We start from the raw sequence: 26,851 nt of genomic DNA on the forward strand, positions 1-26,851 counted from the left end.
CGGACACCTGGAGTCCGGCTTTCGCTCTTATGTGGTCGCAGCGCCTATTCCCTGCGAGCCAAGGGTATTTGCCTTAGTCTGGGCGGTATGATCTTCCGGAGCTTTCAGAAGCCGTAAGGCATTGGCCACGACCAGCAAGGACACTCCGACATCAGCAGCGATTGCACCCCACATGGATGCCAAACCAAAACCCGTGAGAGTGACAAACAATGCTTTGGTCGCAAGTGAGAAGCCGATGTTCTGACGGATGATCGACATGGTTCGACGTGAATGGTCGATCAGCCAGGGTACTTTACCGATGTCGTCGGTCATCAGAGCAATGTCTGCGGTCTCAATCGCAGCATCGGACCCAACTGCACCCATCGCAACTGCATAATGTGCCCGAGCCATCGCAGGCGCGTCGTTGACGCCATCGCCGATCATCGCAACCATCTCGTGCTGTTCTGCCAGTTCCTCAATCGCAGCGACTTTGTCCTCCGGCAGAAGTTGGGCCCGGACTTCGTCGATACCGACTTCGGCTGCTACCGCTCTCGCGGTTTGTTCGTTGTCACCAGTCAGCATGATGATTGACTTCACGCCCTGCGCGTGAAGCCGGGCAACGATGCTTCGGGCTTCGGGGCGAATGCGGTCCCGCAGCTCAAGCAAACCGGTGACTCCGTTCTCATCCCCGACAACCACAAGTGTGCTTCCCGCGCTCTCGATTTGGTTGCGCAATTCGGCAGGGATGGACGCGCCAAAGCCTTTCTCTACAGCGAAGCGGTCAGAGCCAAGCCAGATATCTCCGCGCTCGGTGCGGCCTTCAAGACCCCGACCGGGAACGGTTCGGATGTCTTCAGCCGCAGATATCGAAATGTCGGTCTGTTCTGCCTTGGTCAAAATGGCGCGGGCCAGCGGGTGTGAAGACCGAACCTCGAGGCTGGCACCGCTCGCCAACAGCTCCTGCTCGGATGCGTCGCCCAGCGGATACACATTGGCAACTTCAGGCTCTCCCATGGTGATCGTGCCGGTCTTGTCCATGGCCAGTGCGGTGGTACGCCCGGGGGCCTCGATATATGCGCCGCCCTTAATCAGAACCCCAGCCCGGGCCGAAGCGGTCAAAGCCGCAACGATGGAAACCGGTGTGGAAATGACGAGCGCACAGGGGCAGGCGATAACCAGAAGAACAAGTGCATTGTAAAACCAGAAGCCCCACGATGCGCCAAATGCAAGCGGTGGGATCAGGGCGATGGCCACTGCAACGACCATAACGATGGGCGTATAGATCCGCGCAAATTTTGTAACCCACTGCTCAACCGGCGCACGGCGAGCATGAGCATCACCGACCATCCGGATGATCTTGGCAAGCACGGTATCGGACGCTGTTTTCGTCGCACGAATTTTGAGGGTGCCTTCACCATTGATTGTGCCGGCATAGACCTCATCACCCAGCTCTTTGGGAACCAGCGCGCTTTCACCTGTGATTGGAGCCTGGTCAACGGCACCGGCCCCTTCGATGACTTCGCCGTCAAGTGGAATGCGATCCCCACCCCGAACGATGAAGCTGTCACCGACAAAGACATCCGCCGCCGGGACCGTTGCCTCGGAACCGTCAGCACGAACCAGCCGAACCGTCGGGGGGGCCAGATCAAGCAGCGCGGATACTGCGTTGCGAGCCCGTCCGACACTCCAGCTTTCCAGATAAAGAGAAAGCGAAAAGAAAAATGCTACAGTTGCCGCTTCAAAAAACTCGCCCAGAGCGATGGCACCAGCGACGGCAACAACCATCAGAAGGTTCATATCCGGCGAAAGTCGACGCGCCGAATACCAGGCCTTAGGGGCCACCAGCCAGACGCCAAACAAGATCGCGACTGCGAACAAAGCTGCCTCGGCTAATGGCATCGGAACCTCACCATGTCCCGAGAACAGCCCAAGCGCACCGCCCATGCCGGTTTCGAAAATGTGCCAGCCAAAACCCGCTGCCCAAAACCCTCCGCTGAGCGCGGTGAACCGCCGCTGACGTGCAATATGCGCCGCCTGATCCTGCGCGGCATTTCCGTCATCCCAAGAATTGGCGGTCATACCGGTGCTGGCAACCAGCAGCATGACATCTTCGTCAGAAAGCTTGGCAGCACTTTCAAGAAGCGTCATTCGACCGTTGATGACATCAAAAGCGAGATGCTCTTCACCACCAACTTTCGGGCCGATAACCCGGTTCAGGATCGCAACCTCTTCGGCGCAATCGAGGCCAGAGACCTGAAAGCTTCTGCCACCTTCGGGAATCGGACCGGCGGGCGCGATGTCACCACACCCGCTACTGCCGCACGCGTTGTGACCTTGTCTATTTTCGTGGTCATGGTCGTGGTTGTGGGTATCGGATGACATAGTTAGACCTCAAGAATCTCTGCGGTCCTTTGCAAATAGTTCCTACAGCAACTAGAGCTTCAATACCTTTTTCAATTTTTTTCAATCCGGTTCGTTGCCCGCGATATTGATGCTTCATTCCTTCTTGCGGGCCGGTCGCGTGGATGCAATTTAGTCGCAGAAGACGTAATAAATTTTGGAACAAGTCAATGCAGAAACGGATCGCAATTACCATCACGTTAGTCTCGATTACTGCCGGTTGCTCAGCCCAGTTCACAGGGGGCAAAAGCAAAGCATTCGAACCAGGTAACCTGCCGGATTCAGTTGTTGCGCTGGCAGAACCGGGGCAAGATCTGGCCACAGCGCGCCTTATGCCAGAAGATAACTGCTTTTGGTATGAGCACAGCGGACCTGTCGAGACGACGCTGGTTCCACTGCGCGCAACGAATGGCGCCCCGATCTGCGCTGCGCGTGACGCCTGATAAAAAAGAGGGCAGCGACATCCACCTGCGCTGCCCAAAATTTATGAGCGGGCTGTGACGCTATCTTCGGCCGAGTATAAGTATGCGGTCGAGCCGATTTTTACATGTGGGTAGAGATCATTGATATGGGCCATGATCATTCTAACACATCCAGAACTTGCGCGACCACCGATGCTTCTGGGCTGAGGTGTACCGTGGATTCTGAGATAAGTATCTCGATCCCCAACGTATAGATAAAGGGCTCGAGAGCCGAGAGCATTACTTGGCCCGGGTTCCATGCCATCCCGGAATTCCGCGTATTCGGGGTTGAGCTCGATCATTGAAGCCGTTGGCGTCCAATGTGGCCATTCGACCTTGCGCCGGATAGCATAGGTACCGGGCTCGTAAAGGTTCCCACGCGCGATCGCTACGCCATAGCGCATTGCTGTGCCGCCTTCCTCGATATGGTAAAGATAGCGCGCGACGGCATCGACATGGATGTCACCGGGAACCAAACCATCATTTGCTACGACACGTCGTGGTAAAAAACGGTCATGAACGCCCCATGGATTTGAGGTCGCTGGATCGTAGTCAAATGGCGTGACCTGGCTGTCCCAATAGGTCTTTTGCGACGAGGTTGGCCATGTTTTGGCGATCAATGGACTGGCCGCAGACGCCGAGAATAGCGCTGTGGTTGATTGAATGAAATGGCGCCGTGTCAGCATAAGTCTCGTCCTGGTTCACAAGTGTAATGTGGTTGCATCGCATTTTTGCGATCAAATTCGAGTCTTAAAGCCTCTAGCAGCTAGAGCTTCAAGAGGTTTCAGGTAACGCTTGGTTTACCTAATGGACCATGTCGCCGGTTGCGTGAATCCTGCATCGGTCGAGTCTACTTCGGACTAGGTCGCAAAGACATTTGACAGAAACGAAGCCGCCATTGTAGCGGTGAATTGTTTTCGGTTCCTGATGGCGGAAGCCAAAAGGATTAAAAGGGAATACGGTTCGGTGTTTTCAATGGCGCCAATTCCGTAACTGCCCCCGCAACTGTGAGCGGAGAGCGATGCCAAGACACCACTGGTTCGTAATGGAACCGGGAAGGTTGGCGGAGCGAGCACCCGCGAGTCAGGAGACCTGCCGTAAAGCGCCGGGCTATGCCCAGACTGAACCTGTCGGCCTTACGGTCGATTCAACCTGACAAGCCGCCGGGTGAGGCGGTAGGGAGAAAGAACATGCATATCGAACCGGGCATCGTGAATGGTGCCAAAATCGCGCTTTCCTATGTTACCGCCGCAGGTGCGGCTACTTACGCAGCGAAAGAAACGTTTTCCACATTGCGTGCGAATGGACCTGCATCTTTTGCTATGCGCTCGGTGCTCGCCACCGTTGGGGTTTTCCTTTTCTTCGAAGTCCTGCCGCATTTCCCGGTTGGTGTCTCTGAAGTCCACTTCATCCTGGGGTCGACGCTGTTTCTGCTTCTCGGTGCTGCACCCGCGGCTTTTGGATTGGCAGCTGGTCTCCTGATTCAGGGTGTTTTTTTTGCCCCGTTCGATCTTCCGCAGTACTTCATCAACCTGACCACTCTGCTGGTGCCGCTATTTGCGCTACAAGCACTGGCCAGCCGCATCATCGCTCCCGGCACAGCATATGTTGACCTCAAATATGGCCAAGCTCTTGCGCTGAGTGCGACGTATCAGGGAGGAGTAGTCGCATGGGTTGGGTTCTGGGCCTTCTACGGCCAGGGTTTCGGCGCAGAAACCATGGCTTCGGTTCTATCCTTTGGCGGTGCTTATATGCTGGTAATCGTCATTGAGCCGATTGCTGATCTGGCAGTGCTTGCGGCAGCCAAGGCGATGCGCGGTTTGAACAGTACAGGTCTGGTGACTCCGCGTTTGTACAACGCTGCGAAAGCTTGACCAAAGTTTGAAGCGGTGTCCTAAAATTGGGTTGCCGCGAAAAAACCGGTAGTCGCAGCTCCAAAGATTATTGTGGCGCGTCTCGAGGGCGCGCCACATTGTTTTTAGCCACTAAAAACCTGTACCCAACGATCAGGGTGAATCGGGTCCTGTATTCGTAGGAAAAGATACCTCGTTTCCTTCCACGTTTTGATCCTGTTGGTAACATTGTCCAGAACCAAATCGCCTTCACTCGAGCGATAGACTAGAACAGCATGGCCATTGCGATTGGTGTCCAAGACAGTCGCAATTAGTAGCTTCGTAGGATCCAAACCATTCTGCACAAGTTCAAACTTCTTTTGCAAAGCGAAGTCTTCGCAATCTCCTGACCCTTGCGTCGGCAGTGTCCAGTATTCTTTTGTCCCATATTGGCTTTGATCCGAAACTGCTCGGATTCTCCGATTGACGCGCGTGTTGATCGTTTTAACGATCTGATTTTCTTTTGCCACGGACAGACCAGAGCTACGAGCGCTCGCGCACGCCCACGAGTAGTCTTTGCACAGTGATTTGGCACCGGATGGCGCTCCAATCTTTTTGTCAAGACCGATCGAGGGAAGCTCAGAGGCTTGCAATGTAGCGGCAGACACAAAAAAGCTGCATATAAAACAGACCATTGGGAGATAACCCAGCAGGTTTTTCGATAACACTCCCTGAACTAAAGTGGGATTTGTCATATCTGCCTTCTCCATGCTCGTTCCTCTAAAGTATCCAAACTTCCCCGGCCAATGTGTTTTATTCCAAGCCTTCATGTGCTTGGGGAATTGCAACAGCTTCTTAGCCTCTAGGGGTAAAGCGGCAAAAATTTGCAGATTCTTTGGTATTTCTTCCTTAGTTGACAGCATCAGAGCATCCACGCCATCACCAGCCCGGCATAGCTAACAGAGCGAATTAGAGGGTAAGCTGATCGCAATTCTCTCATTCAACAATAATACAACAGAGATCGGCCGTCATCGCTGAGGGTTACGGAATACCGGGACAATGAAGCCGCTCCTCCGCAAGCTGAGATAGCCAGTTTCGGTTTTCCAGGCGCTGCAATTAGTGGCCGCTAATGACATCTTTGACGAAAGGCTCGTTGAGCAACGCCGTTAGCAGGGGGCATGAGGCCGCACCCTCGGTGCAGGTCTGCACAAGTTCTGCCAGTGCTTGCTCCAACCGTTGGAGGGCGGCGATTTTTGACCTGACGTTGTCGAGATGTCTTGTTGCAACGTATTCGACGTCACGACAAGCTTGCTCGGGCGCTTTGGACAATTCGCGAAGTGCGCATGCATCCTGAATGGTAAAGCCAAGATCGCGGCAGCGTTTGATGAATCTGAGCTCGGAGATTTCCCGTTCCGTGTATGCGCGGCGTCCCGAGGCGGTTCGACCGGCTTTCTCGACTATGCCTTCCCGTTCGTAATAGCGGATCGTCTCGACCGACAGACCGATCAATCTCGCCGCTTCGCCAATCGCAATCATGTGATGACCTTTCCCTTGAACCTGTAGCTACTACAGGATGCATGTTGTCGGTCATGATGTCGAATTTCACAAACCGCGCGAAGCAAGAATCGAGGAAGTCGAACCGGCTTCCGTTCGAGTTCGTCAAAGCCGGAGAAAGCTGACCATGAGCAAGTTTGTTGGCGCGAGTTTTATTGGATCGTTTACCGCACTTGGCGTTGCGACCTGCTGCATCTTGCCGATGGCCTTGATTTTACTTGGCTTGGGAGGGAGCTGGCTGGCCGTATTCGGCAAGATCGCCGCCGCGAGTTATTACGTGCTCGGCGGTTCGACGGCCCTGCTGTTTCTCTCTGGCATCGTCGCGTATCGCCGTGGTTCGCTCGACCGCCTCAAATGGTGGCTGACAGGCAGTTTTGCGTTGACGGCCATCGCTTGGGTTATCGTGCTCAACGAAATCCGAATAAATGATTTCCTGATAACCTTGATGTGACGCCATGAGTGAAAAGCGCCCGAACCTTGTCAGCACGATCATCTGCCCGGAATGTGGACATTCAAGGCCTGAAACGATGCCAACAGACGCGTGCCAGTGGTTCTACGAATGCACATCTTGCGGAAAAGTCCTGAAGCCACTTCCCGGCGATTGCTGCGTCTACTGTTCCTACGGATCGGCTCCATGCCCGCCAATTCAGGCGGGCTACAAATGCTGCGGTTGATACGGCGGCCGGGATGTCGGTTTTGTCCGCAAAGCCGGTCATCAGGCTTTGCGGACGCGGGTATTTTTTCACCGTAAGCTGGAACTTGCCCGGTAGGACAAGGCAGGCGTGAAGTCACGGATCAACTGGTTTGCCGTGAAGAATGTCACGTAAACCGGGCAGAAGAAGCGAGCGCCGCGTTTTTCAGGATCTTGCCAGCGCCATCGGAACTTCATGCGGCCGGGTATCTGGCGAACACCTCTGTGGTTCCATCCTTGCGGATCAGGAAGACGTCAAAAGCTTCGCGTTCGCTTTCCGGCCCCATGCCTGGCGAGCCGAAAGGCATTCCCGGAACCGACAGTCCGACGGCATCCGGGTGTTCGCCCAGCAGGCGCCGAATGTCAGCGGGCGGGACGTGTCCTTCGATCATGTAGCCCTCCACGCGGCCCGTGTGGCATGACATCATGCCCTCCGGAATCCCATTGGCAGTTTTGTAAGCGTTCAAGGCCTCCCAAGCACTGTTTTCCACGCCTACTTCAAAACCTTCCGCCCGCATGATTTTGATCCACGATCCGCAGCACCCGCAATTCGGATCCTTCAGGACATGGATTGAGGGACCGATTTTCGCTAAGGCGGGAAGCGCCGCGCTGCACGCAATTGCCGCGGCTCCTTGCATCAAGCGGCGGCGGCTCAGGTTATTCATTGTCATGTTCCCTCTTGGGTAAACTTGTTTTAAACCGATATAAAATCGCACCGGTAGGATTAAAGCTGGACCGCATTACAGGGCCGACTTGTCCGTCACCCTCCGATACTCATCAGATATGGCTTTCTGGGCGACGCAGGGATTTCTCACAATGATCTGACGCAAACTCTGCTCGGAAACGGAACCCTCGCTCTCCTTTTTTCGCTGCACCTGCCGCTCTGGGTCCTGCTTGGCAATAACCCGGTTCGCAAGCAACTCCGCTACCCTCCGTTCAAGGCCGGAATTGCGCCTATTTCTCACTGCTGCGTTCTATGGCACCCACGATCGAACAGTTCTGAATTCCACCACGCCCCGGACACGCCGCGATCAGCTCGTCCAGATTGTTCCTCAACCGTGCAAGCCCGTCGATCCGTTCCTGAATTTCGTCCCGCTTTTTGCGCGCTCTGGCCTGCATCGCGACGCACTCGGTATTTGGTGCCGTGCGCAACTCCAGAATTTCCGCGATTTCTGCCAGCGAAAATCCGAGCTTCTTAGCGCCGGATATGAATTTCAGCCGCCAAAGCGTGTCACCACCATAGTCCCGCGCGCCGCCGTCAATTGGGCGCGGCGGCTGAGTGACAAGGCCCTTCCTTTCATAAAATCGGATCGTCTCGACGCCTATCCCGGTCTCGCGCGCGGCCTGGCCGATCTTGAGTGGTTGCATCGCGGTCTCCCTCCGTCACCGTCATCTTGACACCGTATCATGATACGGAGGTTAAAACATTGGGGTCTTGGTGGTTGCGAGGATGTCAAATGCGGACCTTCCTGAAACGGTGGCTGCTGCCGATATTCGGCTCCGCCCTGGCGCTCTATCTGGTGTTTGCGCTCTACGGCAGCCTCGATTTTGCGCTGTTTCTGCAGGGCCTGCGCGGAGCCAACATGTTCTGGATCGCGATTCTTGCCGCCACCATCCTGCTGGAGCAGCTGATGAGCGGCTGGAAGTGGAGGCAGATCCTGTTCGACGTGAAACCGGTCGGCACCCTGCGGCTGACGGGGGCGCTACTGGCAGGTTATGGCGCAAATGTCCTTGTCCCGCTCGGCATCAGCCCGCTGGTCCGGGCCTGGCTGGTTGCCCGGCTCGACCGCCTGAAGATGGCGACCGTGCTTGCAACCGCGATCATCGCCCGGTTCCTCGACGGCGTCGTTTTCGCCCTTTTTGCCGGAGCGGTGGCCGCCGCCGGCCAGATTCCACAGATCGAGGGTGACCTGCGGCTGGGATTGAGCGTTGCGGGCCTGTTGAACCTGATGCTTTTCGGCAGCCTGCTTTGGGTTCTGTTCCGGTTCCGCGCGTCACTTCTCAGCGAGGACCCTCTGGTCTGCCGACTCTTCGACTGGGCTGCCGCCCGCATCGGGGCCGATGGCGCGTATCTGCGCACCGCGCTCGGTGAAGGGATCGTCTGGCCACAGGCACGGGCCCGCCGCATCGCCGCCATTGCCGCAGCCATTGCGGGTAAGCTGGTGGCGACAACCCATTTCCTGTGGGCCGGGCTGGCGGTTGGCGTGGTGCTGAGCGCGTGGGATTACCTGTTCTTGATGGTGTTTGCCGGGTTCGCCATGGTTCTGGGTCGTTTCGTGCGCATCCCGGCGAGCTTTGTCTTTGGGGCGGGGTTCGCGCTCAAGGTGCTTGGCGTTCCGGACGAAACCGCCCTTCTGATGATCCTGTTCAACTATGTGCTGACGATCCTTCTGGTGGTCGGGATCGGCCTGACGGTGTTGTGGCAGAGCGGCATCGACATCCGCCGCGCCCGGGCGGAGGCAGAGGCGGCGAATGGCAAGGCGTAATCCCGAAGACACGAGATTTTGGCGCATCGCCGGTGCTGGTGCGGTGTTTCAGGGCGGGTCGGCGGCGGTGGACAGCGCGACGGTGGTGGCCAGTCTGGTGCATATGCTGACCGGTAGCGCGCTGGCCGTGGGCTATGCCAGCACGGTCCTGCGTCTTGGCTGGCTGCTGCCCCAGTTCGCGGTGGGCTACCTCGCCGAGCGCACCGATCGGCGCATGCCGTTCTACGCCCTTGGTGCCTATGGGCGGGCGATCACGGTCGCGATGATCGGTATGCTTCTGTGGTGGGGGGCCGACTGGCCGCAGGTCGATTGGCCTCCGGTTCCGCTGGCGCTCGGGATGCTGGGGCTGTGGACAATCTACGCCTTTGTCAGCGGCGTGGTCGCGGTGCCCTACAACGACATCGTCGGCCGGGCGATCCCGTCCGAGCGCCGCAGCCGTATGTTGGCCTGGCGCTTTTTCGGCGGCGGTGTTCTGGCGGTTCTGGTGGCGGGCGTTCTGCGACTTGCGCTCGACGTGATGCTGCCGCTCAGGGCCTATGCGCTGATCTTCTGGCTCGGCGCGGTGCTGATGATCGTCTCTGCGACGCTTTTTGTCGCCGCGGGTGAGCCCGCTACCGCTGCAAGGGCGCCACGGGACCGCCCGGCCAATCTGTCTGGATTTCTGCGCGAAGGGGTCTCGACACTACAACAGGATCGCCGGTTCCGGCTGTTCCTGATCTTCCAATGGCTTGGCGCAGCGACGCTGATGGCGTTGCCGTTCTATGTCGTTGCCGCCAGCCGCAGCGGCCTCGGGGCGGCGGATGTCGGAACGCTGTTGGCGGCGCAGACCGTCGGCGCGCTGGCCTCGAATCCGGTCTGGGGCCGTATCGGCGACCGGATGGGCAAATTGCGCCTGCTGGGGATAGTGGCACTGGTGCGTCTCGGACCTCCGGTGCTGGTGTTGCTGCTTGTGGTCTCGAGTTCGGGGCTGACCGGTTTCGCGGCGCTGTTCTTCCTGATCGGCGTGATGATGAACGGGGTGACCATCGGCTATCTCGGCTACCTGCTGGAGATCTCGCCCGACGACCGCCGTCCGGCCTATTCCGCGTGGTTTAACAGCTTTGCGGCCCCGGCGGCGCTGGCGCCACTTGTGGGCGGCGTGGTGGTCAGCATAATCGCCATCGAAGCCGTGTTCATCGCTGCGATCCTGGCCGCGCTGGGTCAGGTCGTGATCGCGGCGCGGCTGTCCCAAGTTTGATATAGCACTTTGTTTCACCACGGTCGCACAATTCGCTGTTCCTCTGTGGGGAACTTAAGATGGGTCAAGGCGAACTTTCTGTTTCTGGCCTAATATTTTGGCATCGTGAATGGAGGCAATAATGGCCAATGCAGAATCAACAGCGCGCGTGAAAACCAAGATTTCTGGTAGGGCCATGGCTGTGTTCGGTGTGACCTTTTCCTTTTTGGCCATGCTGGTCAGCGGAGGCATTTTGTTTTTCGCTCCAATAGGTAAAATCTCCAATGCCACCGACTGGCAGGTGTTGGGCCTTGACCGGCAAGGGTGGGATGACGTCCACATCGCCTTGGCGTTGCTGTTTGTCGGATTCTCCCTGTGGCACGCGGCGCTGCATTTTCGAACCTTCAAAACGCTGATCCTCGACAACAGGATGTGTCCACAGGGGCATCGGATCGAAGCGATGATCGGAGCCGCTTTCGTGATCGCTTTGGTCACATTGACGGTGTTTGGGCTTCCGCCCGCGAATTGGCTGCTCGATCTCAATGAGTTCTTCAAGCACGAGTTCTGGGCAGGCTGACCCAGAATGAACGCCCCCACAGCGAGGCTTCGCCGTGGGGGTCAAATCATCACAAGAAGTTTCGATTAGTCGTCGCCTTTCTCGCTGTAGTCGTCATTCGTATCGGACATGTGGGGAACCGGTTCGCCAGTCGCTGCGTCCAGGTAGGCTTCGACTTCGTATCCATATACGTCGCGCATTTCGACTTCGTAGTAGCGGTCGTCATCGCGCTCAATTTCCAGAATTTGGTAGCCCTGCGCTTCAAGCTTGGCGGCAACCTCGCCAACGGGCATCCAAGTGACGGTCTCAGGTGACGCCGACGTGACCGTATCGGTGGCGGCGTTGACAGCAAAGGCCGCAGCGGCGGCGGTAAGCAGGGTGGCGGCAAAGAGGATTACTTTCATGTAGGTCTCCAAGATGAATTGGGCGGGATTGCCCTGTCGGTATTCCTTTTTCTCAAATGTCGCCTGATGCCGGTCTGACAGCCCGTGTCAGTGAACTGTCAGTGGAAAGACGGTAGTTTGCCTACATGAAACACGCTTTGATCGTTCTGATATGCACACTTGCCAGCACTGTCCTCGCATCCGAGGACCACGATGCGGCACGTGATGCAGTGCGCCAACATAAGGTCATTCCGCTCTCGAAGATTGTTCCGGACGTTTTAGAGAGATTCGATGCGTCGCTGCTCGAAGCAGAGTTCGAACGCGAGCATGGCGCGTATGTCTATGAACTGGAGTTGATCACGGGCTCGGGCCGAATGATCGAAGTCATGGTGGATGCCACCACGGGTGCGATACTCGAAGTTGAGCAGGAAGGCTGGCAGGAAAGGGACGAATAATGCGGCTTCTCGCGGTCGAAGACGACCCGATCATTCGCAAGGACGTGCAATCTGCTTTGGAAGCCTCTGGATTCCGCGTGGAAATCGCCGAGGACGGCGAGGACGCATGGTTTCTGGGGGATACCGAAGATTATGACCTCGTCGTTCTTGATCTCGGATTGCCGCACATGGACGGATTGAGCGTGTTGAAACGCTGGCGCGCCAACGGCCGGCAGATGCCCGTTCTGGTCCTGACAGCGCGCGGGGCTTGGCACGAACGGGTCGAAGGGATCGAAGCTGGGGCCGACGACTATCTGCCCAAACCGTTCCGGATGGAAGAACTTGTGGCCAGGGCTCGGGCGCTGGTGCGCCGGTCTGCCGGGCATAGTGCTCCTGTGCAGACGTTGGGCGATTTGACCATCGACACGAACAGGATGTCCGTAGCTGTTCGAGGAGTGCCGATAACGGTGACCTCCCTGGAATACCGGCTTTTGTCCTACCTCATGCTGCACCGAGACCGCGTGGTGCCGCCAACCGAGCTCTTGGAGCATCTATATGGTGATGACGACGCCCGTGAGGCCAATGCGGTGGAGGCCATTCTCACCCGACTTCGCAAGAAGCTTGGGGCCGGCATTATCGGCACCAGACGCGGGTTTGGATACTTTCTGGAGGCAGTGGAGGGCGATGGGTGAAAACGGGCTCTCTCCGCTTTCGGTTGTTCGTAGCCACTGCGCTGTCGGTTTCCATCGCGCTGATGCTGGCGTTCTGGGGGCTGGGGCTGCTCTTTGCCTCGCATGTGGAACGGCGTGCAATTGATGACCTCTCCGTCCAGCTCGACCAGATACTCGCAGGAGTGGAGCGGGATGAAAAAGGGAAAATTCGGATTGGATCGGCTCCGGCAGATGCCCGTTTCTCAAAGCCTTTTGGGGGCCTCTACTGGCAGATCGAAGTTGAGGGGCTTCAGTTACGCTCAAGATCGCTATGGGATTTCGCTCTCGATCTTCCTCCGGATCATCTGAAGAGCGGGACCGTCCATGTGCACTATCTCTCCGGGCCCGGGGAAAACCAGCTGCTTGTCATGGAGCGGAGCATTGTGCTTTCCACACGCCTTGGAGGCGTTCCGATGCGCGCTGCCGTGGCCATGGATGCCTCTCAGCTTGAGAAAAGCACCGAAGAATTCCGGGAAGATCTTGTGCCTTTTACGCTTCTTCTGGCGCTTTTTATTGTCTTCGCTGGGGCGGTTCAAGTCATTGTCGGTCTTCGACCGCTAAATTCCGTCGAGCGGCGGATATCAAGGATCCGAACGGGAGACGTGAACCGGGTGGGCGAGGATTTCCCTACGGAAATTCGTCCCCTTGCAGCCGAAGTGGATGCCCTGCTCCTACAAAGGGAAAAGGACATCGAGCAGGCAAGGCACAGAGCGGGCGATCTCGCTCATGGCCTGAAAACCCCACTTCAAGCATTACTTGGAGATGCGCGCCGTGTTCGCGAGGCCGGATTGACTGATACCGCAGCGTCAATCGAAAGCACCGTCAAAAGCATGCATCGCCATGTCGAGCGTGAATTGAACAGGGTTCGTATTGCGACGCGAGCCGCCACGTCGAAGGCCGATCTCACCGAGGCTGCAAGTCGCGTTATTGCAGTAGTTCAGAAAGCCAGTTTGAACGACGCATTGAAATGGGATTTGGACGCGCCAGCGAATCTCGTGGTTGCGGCAGATATGGAAGATTTATCCGCAATTCTGGGTGCGATTACGGAAAACGCATCTCGCCATGCGAGGCGGCAAGTCAGGATATCAGCACGCAAACAGGCGACGCATGCAGTTCTGAGCGTTCTTGACGACGGTCCGGGCATTCCACCAGACAAGATCGATACTCTCATGCGCCGGGGCGTGCGCGAGGACGAAACAGGAACCGGGCTTGGCCTGGCGATCGCGCGGGAATTGACCGAGGCACTGGGCGGATCGCTGGAATTGATCTCCCGCGATCCGGGACTGATGGTTCGGATCACTTTGCCTCTGGCTGCTACCTGACAATCACCTGACAGTCCCCATCAGGCTGACATCAGTGCGCTTCTGACAAACTTCTGGTGAGATTGATGAGAGGCAGAAGCGATGAGAGAAGTTCCCGCGCCATTTGATGGGCTGGCCTATGACGGACATCTCGTCTGGGATCGATTCACTCGTGTATTTCATTGGGGGCTGGTAGCGTGCGTTTCCACCGCGTTGGTGTCTGGGTTCCTGCTGGACGCATCTTGGATTCGCCTACACCTGGTTTCCGGTTCCCTTGCCATTGCATTGGTTACTGCCAGAACTGTCTGGGGATTTACCGGCCCTACCTACGCGCGGTTTTCGCAGTTCTTACCAAGCTACCGGCAGGTTATCAGCCATCTGAGGGCCGGAGCGGCTCATGCGCGCCACATCGGGCACAATCCACTTGCTGCCTTGATGGTCTTTGTATTGCTTACCCTGATCGTCGGGCTTGGTTTGACAGGTGTCGCCAGCTTGGGCAGCGGTCTAAAATCAGGGCCGATGGCTGCCTCTTTGCCAGCATCACAGGGCCACATCTGGAGCAAAATTCACGAGTTGGCCGCTTTCGCGCTGTTGAGCTTCATTGCCCTGCATATCGGCGGTGTCGTTCTGGAAAGCCGCCGCAGCCGAGAGAACCTGGCCAGGTCGATGATAACCGGGCGCAAGGAGATGCGCGCCGGGGATTTGACTGCGCCGCCACGGCCTGCGCAGCGGGCGCTTGCCGCCCTTTTCATCTCGGGTCTTGTCATCATCGCCACCGGCGCGATCAACAGGATGTCACAAAGCCCACTGCCGCTCCCGCCGGTTGGGAGTATGGCACTGGTCTACAGCGATGAATGCGCCGCCTGCCACATGGCTTATCACCCGTCCCTGCGTCCTGCCGCATCCTGGCAATTGATGATGGACAAGCTGGACAGTCATTTCGGTGAGGACGCCACTCTGCCAAAGGAGACCGGTGACGAGATTACCGTTTGGCTGGTCAAGCACTCCGCGGAAACTGTGGACAGCAAGCCCGCGACCCTCTGGACGGGTTTGCAAGAAACCCTGCCGGTTGCCCTACCGAACACAGACATCTGGCAACGTCTTCACGGGTCGCTCGCCGATGGCACATTCACCCGCCGCACCATCCATAGCCGCTCGAACTGTTTCGCTTGTCACAGGGATGCCGAGAGCGGCTGGTTCAGCCCTTTTCAGATTTCCGTTCCGAAGGAGCCTAAGCAATGAAACCAGTTCTTGTTCTTTCCGCCATCCTGTTGTCCCAGCCTGTCTTGGCGCAAGACACTTCCCCGCAGGCCTTGGTCGATCAATACAGTGCCGAGGCGGGTGCTGCCCCATCACCGAAAAACGGACGGGCGCTGTTCACGGCCAACCATGCAAGCGGAAAACCCCATACGCCCTCCTGCGTCACCTGTCATTCGGCAGACCCTACAAAAGGCGGTCAGGCCCGCACCGGAAAGCCGATCGACCCCCTGGTTCCGCGCGTGAATTCAGAACGGTTCACCGACATGAAATTTGTCGAAAAATGGTTTGGGCGAAACTGCAACTCTGTTCTCGGCCGCGACTGCAGCGCGCAGGAAAAAGCCGACATCATTTCTTGGTTCATGAGCCTCTGAGGAAAGGACACCACCATGAAACGAATTCTTGCTGTAGCTGCAATAGCTCTGATTTCGGCGCCGGTTCTTGCCAGCGAAGGTGAGTTTATGCGGCCCGTAACTCACGCCGCAACCAAGGCCGAATGCAGCGAATGCCACATGGCCTATCCGGCAGGATTCCTGCCCAGCCGGTCGTGGACAAAGATCATGACCACGCTTGATGACCATTTTGGCGAAAACGCCATGCTGGACGACGCAACTCGCACAGAGATCGAGGCTTACCTGACCCAGAATGCCGCCGACGTCGGAGGGCGTTCGTCCAGCCTCCTCTACCGGATTGCGCCAGAGGATACGCCTCTGCGGATTTCCGAAATGCCCTGGTTCCGCTCGGAACATGACGGCGAGGTCTCGTCCCGAAAACTCCAGAAAGCAGGTTCCATGTCGAACTGCGCCGCATGTCATCGCGGCGCTGATCGAGGGATATTCGAGGACTGACAAACGAGCTTGGCGGGCATTTGCCTTTGGACAGAGTTAACCGCGCCGTCACCCAATTTTGACCCGCGTGTCGGTGACGAACTCGTAGGGGGGCAGATCGAGGTTGCGGGGCGCCGGGCCTTTCCGAATTCTGCCCGACGTGTCGTAATGTGAACCGTGACACGGACAGAACCAACCGTCCCAGTCTCCGGTGGGTTCGCTGCCGCCCTGCCCGAGTGGTATGCATCCCAGATGGGTGCAAACGCCAATAACTACCAGCCATTCCGGTCGCTGTACGCGCTCGGCGTCAGGTTGCGGGTCGATCATTGGTGCATCGTCTTCTGCTATCGCCAGCGCGATCCGCTCTTTAGTCCGGTGGTCGATAAAGATCGGCTTGCCTTTCCATTTAACAGTGATCCTCGTTCCTGGTCCGACACCTTCAAGATCTATGTCGACAACGGCTTGGGCGGAGATGTCTGCACTGGGGTTCATGCTGTTAACAAGTGGCCAGACCGCCGCGCCCGTGGCCACGATGGCGGCACCGCCGGTGACGAAGTATAAGAAATCGCGCCGAGTTTCAGGCTCTGAAGGTGCCTGTCTTTCAGAAAATTCAGACATATTGTTCCTCCTGTGCGTCAGGACGGGTTCATCGAATTATAGGACTCGGACGAGGTGGATCAGTCGCCTTGGTCCTCTTCTTCACCGCGATGCCCCATTCCCTATTCATCAGAGTGATCTTCGTCGGTGTCACCGTGCAATGCCTTTACAGTTAGTGCACCGGCCGTCAGGTGCAGTTCAGTTGCTGCTCTCCGAATTGGATTTGCTAACATGGCAATTTCCCTTCCTTATTGGGTTACAAATTTGTTCTGATCAGTTGGCCGTTGCTGCTCCTTGTTGCGCAGTGTTCTTGCCGCAAAGCCGCCAGCCATACAGGGCGCCGTTCTCAGTGTTTGCCGTGGCCGCGATGCATTAAGAAATGCATGCCCACGCAGACCAGCAAGAACAGCAACGGAGAACTGAGCAAAGGATAGAGTGTCTCGCGGTATTCCCAGCCCAGAACAGCGGCGCCCAACGCGATCGCAATGACAACCGGGAGCCAATTACGCTTGGCACCGTTGGCCGTCTGATCTTCGGTTTTGGGCGCTTCGGCCGTTACGTCAGAGCTGACCCTTTCGGTCGTCTCCTGTGTGGCGCGGGTTTCGTCGAAATTTGATTGGGTCATAGCTGATTTGTCTCCTTTTCGATGATCCATTGTTTGAGAAAGATGCGCTCGTAGGCGAAGACCAAGCCGATGCCAGCAACGGCATATACCACGATCATCGGGTCGGAGCGCAGCTTGAGTATTGTGAACGCGGTCAGGACTACGCAGTCCAGCGCCAGGGCAGTTAACAAGACCCAACCCCGAGCGTTGATCTGACTGCGCAGCCGGTGCCAAACGCCCCAATGCACGGCCATATCCATCACCAGATAAAAGAAAGCACCAAGCGAGGCGATGCGCGACAGGTCGAACAACACCGCGAGCAGACCCGCAATCACGACCGTGTAGATCAGCGTGTGAGACTGGATGCTGCCCGTCATGCCGAAATGGCTGTGCGGGATCATTTTCATGTCGGTCAGCATTGCCAGCATCCGTGATACGGCGAACACACTGGCAATCAGTCCTGAGGCGGTGGCAACCATCGCCAGCGCAACGGTCAGGTAGAAACCACCCTGCCCCAAGACTGGTCGGGCGGCTTCTGCCAAGGCATAGTCCTGTGCGGCACGGATCTGGTCGGGTGGCAGGCTGGCACCCACGGCGAAGGCGACCAACAGATAGATCACTGCGCAGATCGCGATCGAGATCATGATGGTGCGCCCGACATTGCGGTGTGGGTCGACGATCTCGGCACCGCTATTAGTGATTGTGGTAAATCCCTTGAACGCAAGGATCGAAAGAGCCACGGACGCGATGAAACCCAGCGGCCCGGCGGGGGCGGTGCCTTGCGCCTGCCAGTCGCCGCCCGCAGCCCACAGCGCGGCAACGCCAAACACTGCGATCCCACCGATCTTGAGCACAGACATGACAATGGACCACAACCCCACCGAGCGGTTCCCCGACCGGTTGACCGCGTAGGCGAAGACGATCAGCGAAACCGCGACCATCGGCACCAACGGCCCATCTTCGATGTTGAATGGGCGGAGCGCGTAGGTTGCGAATGTGCGTGCCACGAGGCTTTCGTTGATCACCATCGACAGCGCCATCAACAATGAAGCCGCGGCCGCTACAGCACCCGGTCCATATGCTTTTGTCAGGATCATCGCGATCCCGCCCGAAGACGGCCAGGCGTTGGACATGGCAATATAGGTGTAGGCGCTGAAAACCGTCACGACGGCTCCGACTACGAAAGACAGCGGAAACCATGGCCCAGCGAGCCCAGCGATCTGGCCTGTCAGAGCAAATATCCCCGCACCGATCATGACACCGGTGCCCATAGCGACCGCACCCGTCAGCGATATCGAACCTGATTTCAAGTTGCCTACGCCCTCGTGCGTCATATGCTTGTGCGCGCTCAAACCTTCGCCCCCCTCAGGCGTAGCGCATTCAACACCACTGAAATCGACGAAGCGCTCATGGCGAAGGCGGCGAACATAGGGCTGATCAGGATGCCGAAAAGCGGGAACAGAAGACCCGCCGCCACCGGAACGCCCGAGGCGTTGTAGATCAGGGCAAAGAATAGGTTTTGCCGGATATTGCGCATGGTAGCGCGGGCCAGCCTACGGGCGCGCACGATGCCATCAAGGCTTCCGTTGACCAGCGTGAAGCCTGCACTTTCGATCGCCACGTCGGCACCGGTCCCCATGGCGATGCCCACATCGGACTGCGCTAACGCGGGTGCGTCGTTCACTCCGTCACCCGCCATGGCGACCTTTGCGCCTTTCTCCTGCAGTTCGCGAATTATGCGGGCCTTGTCCTCGGGCAGTACGTCGGCTCGAATCTCATCGATACCCAGACGTTCGGCCACCGCCTTTGCAGTGCGTTCGTTGTCGCCAGTCGCCATGATGATCCGGAAACCCAGTTCGTGCAGCGCCTTGAGTGCGGCTGGTGTTGTTTCCTTGACCGGGTCGGCGACGCAGACCAACCCCGCCACTGAACCATCAAGCATCACGAACATCACCGTTTCGCCGTCATCCCGACGCGCATTGGCCTTGGCCGTCAGTTCGGCCGCCTCGAGTCCGAGATCGGTGACCAGTTTCAGATTGCCGAGCGCGACGGGGCGGCCATCCACCGTGCCTTTCACGCCTTTACCAGTCACCGCCTCGAAGTCACTGGCGTCGGACAGGGCTACGCCACGTTCCTCGGCTCCTGTGACGATTGCCTCAGCTAACGGGTGCTCCGAGCCCTTCTCCAGCGTTGCGGCCAGCCGCAGCACCTCGACCTCGTCATGGCCAGGTTCGGGTAATACAGCCACAAGCTTTGGCTTGCCCATGGTCAGCGTGCCAGTTTTGTCGACGATCAAAGTATCGATCTTCTCGAACCGCTCCAGCGCTTCGGCATTTTTGATCAGCACTCCGGCCTGCGCCCCGCGCCCCGTGGCCGTCATGATCGACATCGGAGTGGCCAGGCCAAGCGCGCACGGGCAAGCTATGATCAGTACCGACACCGCTGCGATCAAGGCGTAGGAGAGCGCCGGAGCCGGTCCCCAAATTGCCCATGCAATAAAGGCCAGCGCAGCTATACTTATGACCGCCGGTACAAACCAGCCCGCCACTTTGTCAGCGTATTTCTGAATTGGTGCGCGCGAGCGTTGCGCGTTGGCCACCATTTCGACAATCTGGGACAGCATTGTGTCAGAGCCCACTCGGGTTGCTTCGATCACAAGGCTACCGGTGCCGTTGATTGTGGCCCCTGTGACCGGCTCGCCTTGTACCTTTTCGACCGGAACCGGTTCGCCAGAGATCATGCTTTCGTCAACAGATGAGCGCCCTTCGAGTACAATGCCGTCTACTGGCACCTTGTCGCCGGGGCGTACGCGAAGGCGGTCACCTACCTGTACTTCTTCAAGCGGAATTTCCTCTTCACTGCTGTCAGGGCGGATAATGCGGGCGGTCTTTGCGGCCATGTCCAGCAAAGCGCGGATTGCCTTTCCTGTGCCTTCGCGTGCCCGCAGTTCCATCACCTGCCCGAGCAGAACAAGTGTAACGATAACTGCGGCCGCTTCGAAATAGACCCCAACATGGCCTTCTGAATCTCGAAAACCGTCCGGAAATATGTGGGGCATCAATACGGCGACAACGCTGAACAGCCACGCGGCCGAAACCCCCATGGCAATCAACGAGAACATGTTCAGGTTCATGGTGCGAAACGAATTCCACCCTCGTTCCAGAAATGGCCAACCGCACCAAAGAACAACCGGAGTGCCAAGTATCAGTTCAATCCATAGGGTTGTTCGCTCACCAAAAATCTCTCGCACACCAGACAGCCCAACGTAGGGGCCCATCGTGAAAACCAAAAGTGGAAGCGTCAGAATCGCACCTACCCATAGGCGCCGAGTGAAATCCACCAGTTCCGGGTTCGGCCCCTCGTCCACCATCGCCGCGCTTTCCAGCTCCAACCCCATGCCGCAGAGTGGACAGGACCCGGGATGGGTTTGCCGCACCTGCGGATGCATCGGGCAGGTATATACGGGTCCGTCATAGCCTGTCGGAACGATGTCATATTCACCGTTCTCGTCCGTCGCGCCATGATGCGCGGAATGGTGGTGATGCGCATGCGCATCCACCTCGCCCTCGGGCACAAGGTGCATCCCGCATTTGGGACAGTCGCCGGGCCCAGATTGACGCACGTCAGAATGCATGGGGCAGACGTAAGCGACCTCGGTCGGGCCGTTCGCGTGGATTCTGATGTCGTGGTCTTCTGTCATGTTCTGCTCCCTGGTTTAAGCTTTGGTCGTAGAGCCGTTTAATTACGCAATGCCGGGCACAGTCCTTCAGGGCAGAACAACCATCTGGTGGCCCTCACCCAGTATCGGCATTTCGGTAATAGCCGTCAGGCTGACTTGATCGACGATCCAGACCTTCGGTTCGGTTCGGCTTGATACCATCACTTTGCCTGAGTTCGGTATGGTCGTCAGGTGATAAGGTGCCGGTGACAGGTTGGTCGAGCGCTGTTTGCCCGTAGCAAGATCAATCGACAACAACCGGTCGGTGCCTTTGGCGGCCACGAACAGTACGCCCTCGCGGTCGGACAGGCCGATCCCGTGCAACTCGCCTCCAATGTCATAGGTTTCGGTGACAGAACCGCTGGCAAGATCTACGCGGAAGGCCTTGCCACCATCACTGTCGGCTACGAAGGCGGCGCTGCCGGTGGCGTTAAGTACAAGATGCTCAGGGCCTTCGCCGACGGGCATGTTGCGTACGACGAAGCCTTTGACGACATCCACTTCGCTAAGTGTACCATTGCCGGTATTGGTGACATAGACCCTGTCGCCGTCAGGCGCGAATACCGCATAGTTGGGCATTGGCCCGGTTGCTACGAAACCAAGGAAGCTGAGCTTATCGAGATCGACGATCGAAATACCGTCACCGCCCGGATGGGTCGCCACCGCGAACCGCCCGTCGGGCGACACCGCAGTGTGATGCACCGCACCTGGAACCTCGATCTGGCGGACGACCTCGCGTGTTTCCGCATCAAGGATCGTCAGCAGGCTCCGCCCCTTGTCTTTGGGCAACGCAGTGACATCGCGCTTGGCGTGGTGCGCAGCGTGTTCATCCTTGGACATACCTTCGGGTTTTGGTGGCGTTGTGGCCTCGGTTTCTGCGTAGCTGCCCGCGACCAGGTACTTAAAGCCGGGCGCGCCGGCCAGCCCATGGACCGCCACGAGCCTCGGCAGCCGCTCGACGGTCTTGCCGGTTTCGGAGTCGATCACCAGAACCGAGTCCGCGCTGCCTTCGGGAATGAACACGGTTGCCGCCAGCGTGAGCGAAGGCGCAGTCAAAGCTGCGACGGACAGGCCTGCGGCCAGATTGAACAGGGTCATTTAGGTTTCCTTTCGTCAACTGAAACGCGCGCATTGGCGGGCACGTGCAGAAAAATCCGGTAGATGACGGCCATCAGGAAGGGCGTCAAAAGCAGGGTCAGAGCGATGGCCTTCATGGCTTTGTCCTTTCAATCAGTTGAGTTTTGTGCGAGCCGCAAAGACATTGAACAGTCCGCCGAACAGCAACGCGGCGTACCAGCCGTAGAGAAACGCCCATAACAGTCCCAACAGGAATGAGGGCAGGCTGAGCCAAGTCATTCCGGGCATCAGGCCGATCCAAGCCCGGTACATGGCAAAACTTGGAAAGATCAGGTCAAAGGCCACGCACAGCAGGTAGGTTGCGGCCAGAAACAGGCTGAGCGCCCAGCCAAGGGTTGTCACCGGAACACCGGGATGATGTTCTTGTGTCCCCATCACACAGGGGCCACAGGTCAGGCGCAACAGTGCGAATAGCACCACGCCCGTGACGAAAAAGTACAGAATGGTAAGCATGGTAAGTGTCCTGAACTGAGTTGGGCCGCAATCAACGGCTTGGGCAAGACCCCGGAGCGATTCCGGAGCCATTGCCGGTCACGTTCAGGACAGGTTTGGCGGATGTGGTAGTGGTGCGACCGGCAGGCTTGCGCGTGGCCGGAACCGTTCTGGCGCCACGGGCGTAGCAATACGCATCGAGAGCAATTCAGGTGCCGCCATAACTGCCATCGCATAGCAGCCCGGGTGCACTGAGCAGTCTAATTCTTCTGATGGATGAGACGCGGGATACCCACCGCTGTCATCGATCACAAGCTCGGCCTGGGTGGCGGCCTTCGCGATGTCATGCCCGGCATGGGACGGCACAACAGAGATCAGCATCGAAACCACCAACGCACAGATCAACAGGACCTGCAGCCGGCCCATGGCTCGGGCCGTCCGTGTCGCAGTTGATATCCATTGTGCGCGGATCACTTAGGGTTTCCTCCATTCTCCAACAGTTTAGGGCCGCTTGGACCGGTCGCATTGATCTGGCTCAATTCGTGGTCTGAAGAGCCAACAGGCATCTTGCGTTTCCAAGCCAACCAGATAAGTGGCGCCCCCGTCAACAGCCCAAGCCCGATAACCGCAAGGCTGGTGCCGCCTGTCGCGGTTTCGGTAATCTGGCTGCCCAGATGGGCCAGAACGAAACTGGCCGGCAGGAGTCCAGCCAAGGTGGCCAGTGCGAACCGCCAAAATTGAAGTCGGGTCAGACCGGCGGCATAGCTGACCATGTCGAAAGAAACGAAAGGCATCAGGCGGCTGGTGAACACGGTCAACATCAGGGCATTCTGCGATCCAAGCAACCCCAAGTCCAGCTTGTCGCCGAACCACTGGCGCAGCGCGTCGCGCCCCAACCAACGGGCTATCAGGAACGCCAGCAGCGCCCCCAACTCCGCTCCGATAGCAACCAATGCGGTTCCCAGCCCATGCCCATATGCCACCCCGGCAGCGACAGCGATCGGAGCGCTGGGGATTGGGCTGGCAACCACTGCGGCTGTCATGAAGCCGATGATGACAACGGGTCCGAACGGGCCGGCCCAATCCACCCACGCAGTAATGACTTCGCGCGATAGTCCTGCGTCCAACGCGCCAGACAGCCACAACCAGATGGTGGCGATCAGCAACGCGATCAAAACCGCGATGAAAACCAAACGGCTATTGCTGTGCAGGCCCTCCAGCTTTCGTTCCTCCTATGACATAGCCCTCCACCCCTAAACGGGAGTGACGGATTCCGAGGTCACTTAGCGATGTATTTGATCAGCGCTACGATCGCCAGAACGATCAACACTGCGATCAGCAACATCCAGATCATTCCAAACCCCATTCCAGCGCCATAGCCCATCATCGCTTTGTTCCTCAGTGGTTTGTGCCGAGTGCGATGACCCGGCTACACGGTTGCGTTTCAGTTGTTGGTTTCAGAAGCCTTTGTCACAGGTTTCGAGGCCTTCATGCCGTGTTTCGGCGACATCGTCTTTGCGCCTTTCTCGATTTCCCCTGTGGTCACAACGCCATCGCCATTGGCATCAAGATGCTGAAATCGGTCCACCATGGTTTCGCGGATCATCCCGGAATGCAGCGCTTCGAACTCATCAATCGACAGGTTGCCATCTCCATTGACGTCATGCGCCTGCATCCGGGCCTTCAGACCTTCGGCGATCTCAGATTCGCTCGGGCGACCGTCCTCGTCCATGTCCAGAACCGCCAGCCAGTTGCCGCCCATCATCTGGCCATGCATTTTCACCATCATTTGCATCATGCCTGCGTGATCGCCCATCATGCCGCCGGGCGCACCCTGCATCATGCCGCCCTCATGGCCCTGCATCTGCGCGCTGCTGCCATGCTGACCGGCGGCAAGCGCGGGCAGCGCCATCAAAGTCGCGGCAATGGCTCCAGCGGCCAGCGTGAAGGTACGTTTCATGACTTTCACCTCTCGGGTTTTTGTTTCTACACAAAGCATATGGCCGCCCTCGGTCGCGCCACCACCCCCCTGCTCAACCCGGTTTGTATCGTTGTGTCGCAGCCCGCCCAACTGATACAAAGGGATACAAAAAAGCCGGGATTTGTACCGCGCCGGGGCTTATGATTGCGCCATGACTGAAGCACCACATATCTTGATTGTCGACGACCACCGCGAAATCCGTGATGCTGTCAGCCGCTATCTGGAAAAGAATGGGTTGCGCGCCAGTACCGCGCGCGACGCAACCGAGATGGACGCACGACTGGCGGCCGGTCGGATTGATCTTATCGTACTCGACATCATGATGCCGGGCGAAAACGGATTGTCGGTCTGTCGCCGCCTGTCCGCGGCCGGTGGCCCGCCGATCCTGATGCTGACAGCCCTCAGCGATGACACCGACCGTATCGTGGGTTTAGAGATCGGCGCCGATGACTACCTGCCCAAACCATTCAACCCACGTGAATTGCTGGCCCGGATCAAGGCGATCCTGCGGCGTTCCGAAACCACCGTCCCCCCGGCTGGCGATCTGAGCGGCAAACGGATCGCCTTTGGAAGCTGGGTTCTGGATGCCGACAGTCGCACCTTGATATCCGCCGAAGGGGCCGAAGAAAGTCTGACCACCGCCGATGTCCGGCTGCTGGCCGTATTCCTGCAGCGGCCCCGCAAACTCCTGTCGCGAGACGAACTGCTGGATTTGACCGCCGGCCGCAGCCCGCACTTGTTCGACCGTACGATCGACAACCAGGTCAGCCGCTTGCGTCGCAAGATCGAAGCTGACCCAACGCGGCCGAAGCTCATCACCACGATAAGAGGTGGCGGTTATTGCCTGTCGACCGACGTGAGCGAGCTTACGGGATGAAAGCCTTTGCCCAAAGTCTGCGCGGTCAGCTTATCCTTTTGATCATCGCCGCGCTGGCTGCCGCGCAACTGGTCAGCCTGTGGCTGTTCGTCGACGAACGCTCAATGGCAGTGCACATGGCCCTTGGCCTGGAAACCGCCGGACGCGCCGCAAACATCGCGCGGCTGATTGAAGAAGCTCCACCCGAGATGCACGACGCGATCCTGCGGGCGGCAAGTTCTCCACTGGTGCGTTTCAGCCTTACAGATACGCCCGCAGTCGATCACACCGGACATAGCGCTGGTGGGACGGTCGAAAACACAATCCGCAGAATTCTGCCAGGCTATGAAAACCGTCCCATCCGGGTAGAGTTGCATGAGTTCTCTCCCGATATGCTGCCGGTTGAAGGTGTTCCGTCTACAATGGCTGAAATGCACATGGCAATGATGCGTGATCACGTTTCCGCAATTGAAATGCAGCTGTCGATCGCTCTGACGACCGATCAATGGCTCAACGTGGATACCCGGTTCCATAACCCTCCTCTGCAATGGCCTTTGCAGTCCTTCGTCAGCTTCGGTTTCACTGCAACTTTAATTCTTGGAGCAGCCATTTGGTTTCTACTGACACGGCTGACCGGCCCGTTGCGCCGCCTGTCACTGGCTGCAGACCAGTTTGGTCGCGGTGAAGACGTCCAGGAACTGACGGTTTCTGGTCCGACCGAGGTGCGAGATTTGACGCAGGCGTTCAACCATATGCGTGATAGGCTGACTCGCTATGTTGCCGATCGGACCAGACTATTGGGGGCGCTGGGTCACGATTTGCGGTCGCCACTGACGGGATTGCGGGTTCGCGCCGAACTGGTGGAGGAAGAGGAGACCCGTGACCATCTGATCGAGACCATCGAGGAAATGCAGGAGATGGTGGACTCCACCCTGTCATTTGCCAAGGGCGTGGCCACGCGCGAACCTTCCAGTACCGTCCCAATTGGTGAATTCGTAACCAAAACGACCGAAGACATTGTGCAAGCCGGTGACACGGTTGAAGTATCGGTCGCAGACAATCCGGCCGTCACGCTTCGGCCGATGCTGATGAAGCGAGCTCTGCGCAATATCATTGAAAACGCCTGCCGGTATGGTGCCCGGGCCAACGTCTCAGTCATGCAAGAGGGGAATGAGGCAAAAATATTGATCCAGGATCAGGGGCCCGGCATCCCCGAGCATATGCTCGATGCGGTATTCGACCCATTCGTGCGGCTTGAAACATCCCGCTCGCGAGAGACTGGCGGAACCGGCTTGGGGCTGTCGATCGCACGTACGATCATCCAGTCGCACGGTGGCACGATAGAATTGCTAAACGGGGAAACTGGCGGTTTGTGCGCTAAGGTGGTTCTGCCAGTTTTTGAGGGCCAAACGTAACTTGTGAACACAATCGGCATGCCC

The 26,851-nt window shown here is 57.8% G+C and carries 32 protein-coding genes and 1 riboswitch; of the genes, 16 read left to right on the forward strand and 16 right to left on the reverse strand.

What is annotated here, in order from left to right; all coding sequences use genetic code 11:
- Nucleotides 1–27 precede the first annotated feature (27 nt).
- Nucleotides 28–2,058 carry a heavy metal translocating P-type ATPase gene (locus ACR0AC_RS18595; RefSeq protein WP_480875341.1) on the reverse strand — a complete coding sequence of 677 codons (2,031 nt, stop codon included), beginning with the start codon at nt 2,056–2,058 and terminating at the stop codon, nt 28–30.
- On the opposite strand from ACR0AC_RS18595, the gene ACR0AC_RS18600 reads away from it, so the two are divergent.
- Together ACR0AC_RS18600 and ACR0AC_RS18605 are read left to right on the forward strand one after the other, a co-directional pair.
- Nucleotides 2,005–2,358, forward strand: coding sequence for a hypothetical protein (locus tag ACR0AC_RS18600; protein WP_480875342.1), 354 nt, complete (start codon nt 2,005–2,007; stop codon nt 2,356–2,358). The two genes, ACR0AC_RS18595 and ACR0AC_RS18600, sit on opposite strands and share 54 nt — an antisense overlap.
- Nucleotides 2,359–2,549: 191 nt before the next feature.
- Complete coding sequence (locus ACR0AC_RS18605; RefSeq protein WP_050605691.1) at nt 2,550–2,822, forward strand: hypothetical protein; 273 nt, start codon at nt 2,550–2,552, stop codon at nt 2,820–2,822.
- A 41-nt stretch (nt 2,823–2,863) separates the two neighbouring features.
- Here ACR0AC_RS18605 and ACR0AC_RS18610 read toward each other — a convergent pair whose 3' ends face one another.
- On the reverse strand, nt 2,864–3,526 hold the full coding sequence (locus ACR0AC_RS18610) for a L,D-transpeptidase (protein ID WP_170602103.1): 663 nt from the start codon (nt 3,524–3,526) through the stop codon (nt 2,864–2,866).
- Nucleotides 3,527–3,741: 215 nt separating this feature from the next.
- A riboswitch (cobalamin riboswitch) is annotated at nt 3,742–3,954 on the forward strand.
- Nucleotides 3,955–4,030: 76 nt separating this feature from the next.
- On the opposite strand from ACR0AC_RS18610, the gene ACR0AC_RS18615 reads away from it, so the two are divergent.
- Nucleotides 4,031–4,714 carry an energy-coupling factor ABC transporter permease gene (locus ACR0AC_RS18615; protein WP_050605693.1) on the forward strand — a complete coding sequence of 228 codons (684 nt, stop codon included), beginning with the start codon at nt 4,031–4,033 and terminating at the stop codon, nt 4,712–4,714.
- A 104-nt stretch (nt 4,715–4,818) separates the two neighbouring features.
- On the opposite strand, the gene ACR0AC_RS18620 is transcribed toward ACR0AC_RS18615, so the two are convergent.
- Both ACR0AC_RS18620 and ACR0AC_RS18625 read right to left on the reverse strand, forming a co-directional pair.
- A complete protein-coding gene (locus ACR0AC_RS18620) occupies nt 4,819–5,607 on the reverse strand; it encodes a transglutaminase-like cysteine peptidase (protein ID WP_254705416.1) in 789 nt (262 codons plus the stop codon).
- Between the two features lie 181 nt (nt 5,608–5,788).
- The gene (locus ACR0AC_RS18625) at nt 5,789–6,208 is read right to left on the reverse strand and encodes a MerR family transcriptional regulator (RefSeq protein WP_152460747.1); all 420 of its coding nucleotides are present in this window, start codon (nt 6,206–6,208) and stop codon (nt 5,789–5,791) included.
- 145 nt (nt 6,209–6,353) lie between these two features.
- Between ACR0AC_RS18625 and ACR0AC_RS18630 the strand changes: the two genes are divergently transcribed.
- The gene (locus ACR0AC_RS18630; RefSeq protein WP_152460748.1) at nt 6,354–6,677 is read left to right on the forward strand and encodes a hypothetical protein; all 324 of its coding nucleotides are present in this window, start codon (nt 6,354–6,356) and stop codon (nt 6,675–6,677) included.
- A gap of 4 nt (nt 6,678–6,681) precedes the next feature.
- Nucleotides 6,682–6,900, forward strand: a complete 219-nt coding sequence (locus ACR0AC_RS18635) for a GDCCVxC domain-containing (seleno)protein (protein WP_152460749.1) — start codon at nt 6,682–6,684, stop codon at nt 6,898–6,900.
- Nucleotides 6,901–7,111: 211 nt separating this feature from the next.
- Here ACR0AC_RS18635 and ACR0AC_RS18640 read toward each other — a convergent pair whose 3' ends face one another.
- Both ACR0AC_RS18640 and ACR0AC_RS18645 read right to left on the reverse strand, forming a co-directional pair.
- The gene (locus ACR0AC_RS18640; RefSeq protein WP_152460750.1) at nt 7,112–7,588 is read right to left on the reverse strand and encodes a DUF411 domain-containing protein; all 477 of its coding nucleotides are present in this window, start codon (nt 7,586–7,588) and stop codon (nt 7,112–7,114) included.
- A gap of 283 nt (nt 7,589–7,871) precedes the next feature.
- Nucleotides 7,872–8,285, reverse strand: coding sequence for a heavy metal-responsive transcriptional regulator (locus ACR0AC_RS18645; protein WP_152460751.1), 414 nt, complete (start codon nt 8,283–8,285; stop codon nt 7,872–7,874).
- An 89-nt stretch (nt 8,286–8,374) separates the two neighbouring features.
- Here ACR0AC_RS18645 and ACR0AC_RS18650 point away from each other — a divergent pair, with 89 nt between their 5' ends.
- From ACR0AC_RS18650 to ACR0AC_RS18660, 3 genes are all read left to right on the forward strand, one after another.
- Nucleotides 8,375–9,403: a lysylphosphatidylglycerol synthase domain-containing protein gene (locus ACR0AC_RS18650; RefSeq protein WP_152460752.1), complete on the forward strand. Its 1,029-nt coding sequence runs from the start codon at nt 8,375–8,377 to the stop codon at nt 9,401–9,403.
- Nucleotides 9,390–10,640 (forward strand): MFS transporter, encoded by a 1,251-nt coding sequence (locus tag ACR0AC_RS18655; protein WP_152460753.1) that lies wholly within the window; start codon nt 9,390–9,392, stop codon nt 10,638–10,640. Before ACR0AC_RS18650 ends, ACR0AC_RS18655 begins: the two co-directional genes overlap by 14 nt.
- 121 nt (nt 10,641–10,761) lie before the next feature.
- Nucleotides 10,762–11,196, forward strand: coding sequence for a DUF4405 domain-containing protein (locus ACR0AC_RS18660; RefSeq protein ID WP_170602101.1), 435 nt, complete (start codon nt 10,762–10,764; stop codon nt 11,194–11,196).
- A 65-nt stretch (nt 11,197–11,261) separates the two neighbouring features.
- Here ACR0AC_RS18660 and ACR0AC_RS18665 read toward each other — a convergent pair whose 3' ends face one another.
- Nucleotides 11,262–11,579 carry a PepSY domain-containing protein gene (locus ACR0AC_RS18665; protein WP_152460755.1) on the reverse strand — a complete coding sequence of 106 codons (318 nt, stop codon included), beginning with the start codon at nt 11,577–11,579 and terminating at the stop codon, nt 11,262–11,264.
- A gap of 125 nt (nt 11,580–11,704) precedes the next feature.
- On the opposite strand from ACR0AC_RS18665, the gene ACR0AC_RS18670 reads away from it, so the two are divergent.
- From ACR0AC_RS18670 to ACR0AC_RS18695, 6 genes are all read left to right on the forward strand, one after another.
- Nucleotides 11,705–12,013, forward strand: coding sequence for a PepSY domain-containing protein (locus ACR0AC_RS18670; RefSeq protein ID WP_152460756.1), 309 nt, complete (start codon nt 11,705–11,707; stop codon nt 12,011–12,013).
- A complete protein-coding gene (locus ACR0AC_RS18675; protein ID WP_152460757.1) occupies nt 12,013–12,684 on the forward strand; it encodes a response regulator transcription factor in 672 nt (223 codons plus the stop codon). The genes ACR0AC_RS18670 and ACR0AC_RS18675 overlap by 1 nt, the downstream gene beginning before the upstream one ends.
- A complete protein-coding gene (locus ACR0AC_RS18680) occupies nt 12,681–14,024 on the forward strand; it encodes a sensor histidine kinase (protein ID WP_152460758.1) in 1,344 nt (447 codons plus the stop codon). The genes ACR0AC_RS18675 and ACR0AC_RS18680 overlap by 4 nt, the downstream gene beginning before the upstream one ends.
- A gap of 81 nt (nt 14,025–14,105) precedes the next feature.
- Nucleotides 14,106–15,245: a cytochrome b/b6 domain-containing protein gene (locus tag ACR0AC_RS18685; RefSeq protein ID WP_152460759.1), complete on the forward strand. Its 1,140-nt coding sequence runs from the start codon at nt 14,106–14,108 to the stop codon at nt 15,243–15,245.
- Nucleotides 15,242–15,634: a DUF1924 domain-containing protein gene (locus ACR0AC_RS18690; protein WP_152460760.1), complete on the forward strand. Its 393-nt coding sequence runs from the start codon at nt 15,242–15,244 to the stop codon at nt 15,632–15,634. The genes ACR0AC_RS18685 and ACR0AC_RS18690 overlap by 4 nt, the downstream gene beginning before the upstream one ends.
- Nucleotides 15,635–15,649: 15 nt before the next feature.
- Complete coding sequence (locus ACR0AC_RS18695; RefSeq protein WP_152460761.1) at nt 15,650–16,108, forward strand: diheme cytochrome c; 459 nt, start codon at nt 15,650–15,652, stop codon at nt 16,106–16,108.
- Nucleotides 16,109–16,156: 48 nt separating this feature from the next.
- Here ACR0AC_RS18695 and petA read toward each other — a convergent pair whose 3' ends face one another.
- The 9 genes from petA to ACR0AC_RS18740 all read right to left on the reverse strand — a co-directional run bounded on the left by petA (nt 16,157) and on the right by ACR0AC_RS18740 (nt 24,535).
- Complete coding sequence (gene petA / locus ACR0AC_RS18700; RefSeq protein ID WP_050605700.1) at nt 16,157–16,705, reverse strand: ubiquinol-cytochrome c reductase iron-sulfur subunit; 549 nt, start codon at nt 16,703–16,705, stop codon at nt 16,157–16,159.
- 325 nt (nt 16,706–17,030) lie between these two features.
- Nucleotides 17,031–17,309, reverse strand: coding sequence for a DUF2933 domain-containing protein (locus tag ACR0AC_RS18705; protein ID WP_170417934.1), 279 nt, complete (start codon nt 17,307–17,309; stop codon nt 17,031–17,033).
- A complete protein-coding gene (locus ACR0AC_RS18710) occupies nt 17,306–18,622 on the reverse strand; it encodes an APC family permease (protein ID WP_170602131.1) in 1,317 nt (438 codons plus the stop codon). The genes ACR0AC_RS18705 and ACR0AC_RS18710 overlap by 4 nt, the downstream gene beginning before the upstream one ends.
- A gap of 14 nt (nt 18,623–18,636) precedes the next feature.
- Complete coding sequence (locus ACR0AC_RS18715; RefSeq protein WP_170602128.1) at nt 18,637–20,922, reverse strand: copper-transporting P-type ATPase; 2,286 nt, start codon at nt 20,920–20,922, stop codon at nt 18,637–18,639.
- A gap of 132 nt (nt 20,923–21,054) precedes the next feature.
- Nucleotides 21,055–22,104 carry a YncE family protein gene (locus ACR0AC_RS18720; RefSeq protein WP_170417931.1) on the reverse strand — a complete coding sequence of 350 codons (1,050 nt, stop codon included), beginning with the start codon at nt 22,102–22,104 and terminating at the stop codon, nt 21,055–21,057.
- Between the two features lie 132 nt (nt 22,105–22,236).
- Nucleotides 22,237–22,596, reverse strand: a complete 360-nt coding sequence (locus ACR0AC_RS18725; RefSeq protein ID WP_152460765.1) for a hypothetical protein — start codon at nt 22,594–22,596, stop codon at nt 22,237–22,239.
- A gap of 84 nt (nt 22,597–22,680) precedes the next feature.
- The gene (locus tag ACR0AC_RS18730; RefSeq protein ID WP_157054266.1) at nt 22,681–23,049 is read right to left on the reverse strand and encodes a hypothetical protein; all 369 of its coding nucleotides are present in this window, start codon (nt 23,047–23,049) and stop codon (nt 22,681–22,683) included.
- Nucleotides 23,046–23,768, reverse strand: a complete 723-nt coding sequence (locus ACR0AC_RS18735) for a TVP38/TMEM64 family protein (protein ID WP_331252139.1) — start codon at nt 23,766–23,768, stop codon at nt 23,046–23,048. Before ACR0AC_RS18735 ends, ACR0AC_RS18730 begins: the two co-directional genes overlap by 4 nt.
- A gap of 251 nt (nt 23,769–24,019) precedes the next feature.
- On the reverse strand, nt 24,020–24,535 hold the full coding sequence (locus tag ACR0AC_RS18740; protein ID WP_170417928.1) for an EF-hand domain-containing protein: 516 nt from the start codon (nt 24,533–24,535) through the stop codon (nt 24,020–24,022).
- Nucleotides 24,536–24,707: 172 nt separating this feature from the next.
- On the opposite strand from ACR0AC_RS18740, the gene ACR0AC_RS18745 reads away from it, so the two are divergent.
- A complete protein-coding gene (locus ACR0AC_RS18745; RefSeq protein ID WP_170417925.1) occupies nt 24,708–25,433 on the forward strand; it encodes a response regulator in 726 nt (241 codons plus the stop codon).
- The gene (locus ACR0AC_RS18750; RefSeq protein WP_050605707.1) at nt 25,430–26,827 is read left to right on the forward strand and encodes an ATP-binding protein; all 1,398 of its coding nucleotides are present in this window, start codon (nt 25,430–25,432) and stop codon (nt 26,825–26,827) included. The genes ACR0AC_RS18745 and ACR0AC_RS18750 overlap by 4 nt, the downstream gene beginning before the upstream one ends.
- Nucleotides 26,828–26,851 lie beyond the last annotated feature (24 nt).

The sequence above is a fragment of the Ruegeria sp. H7 genome (genome assembly GCF_056532945.1).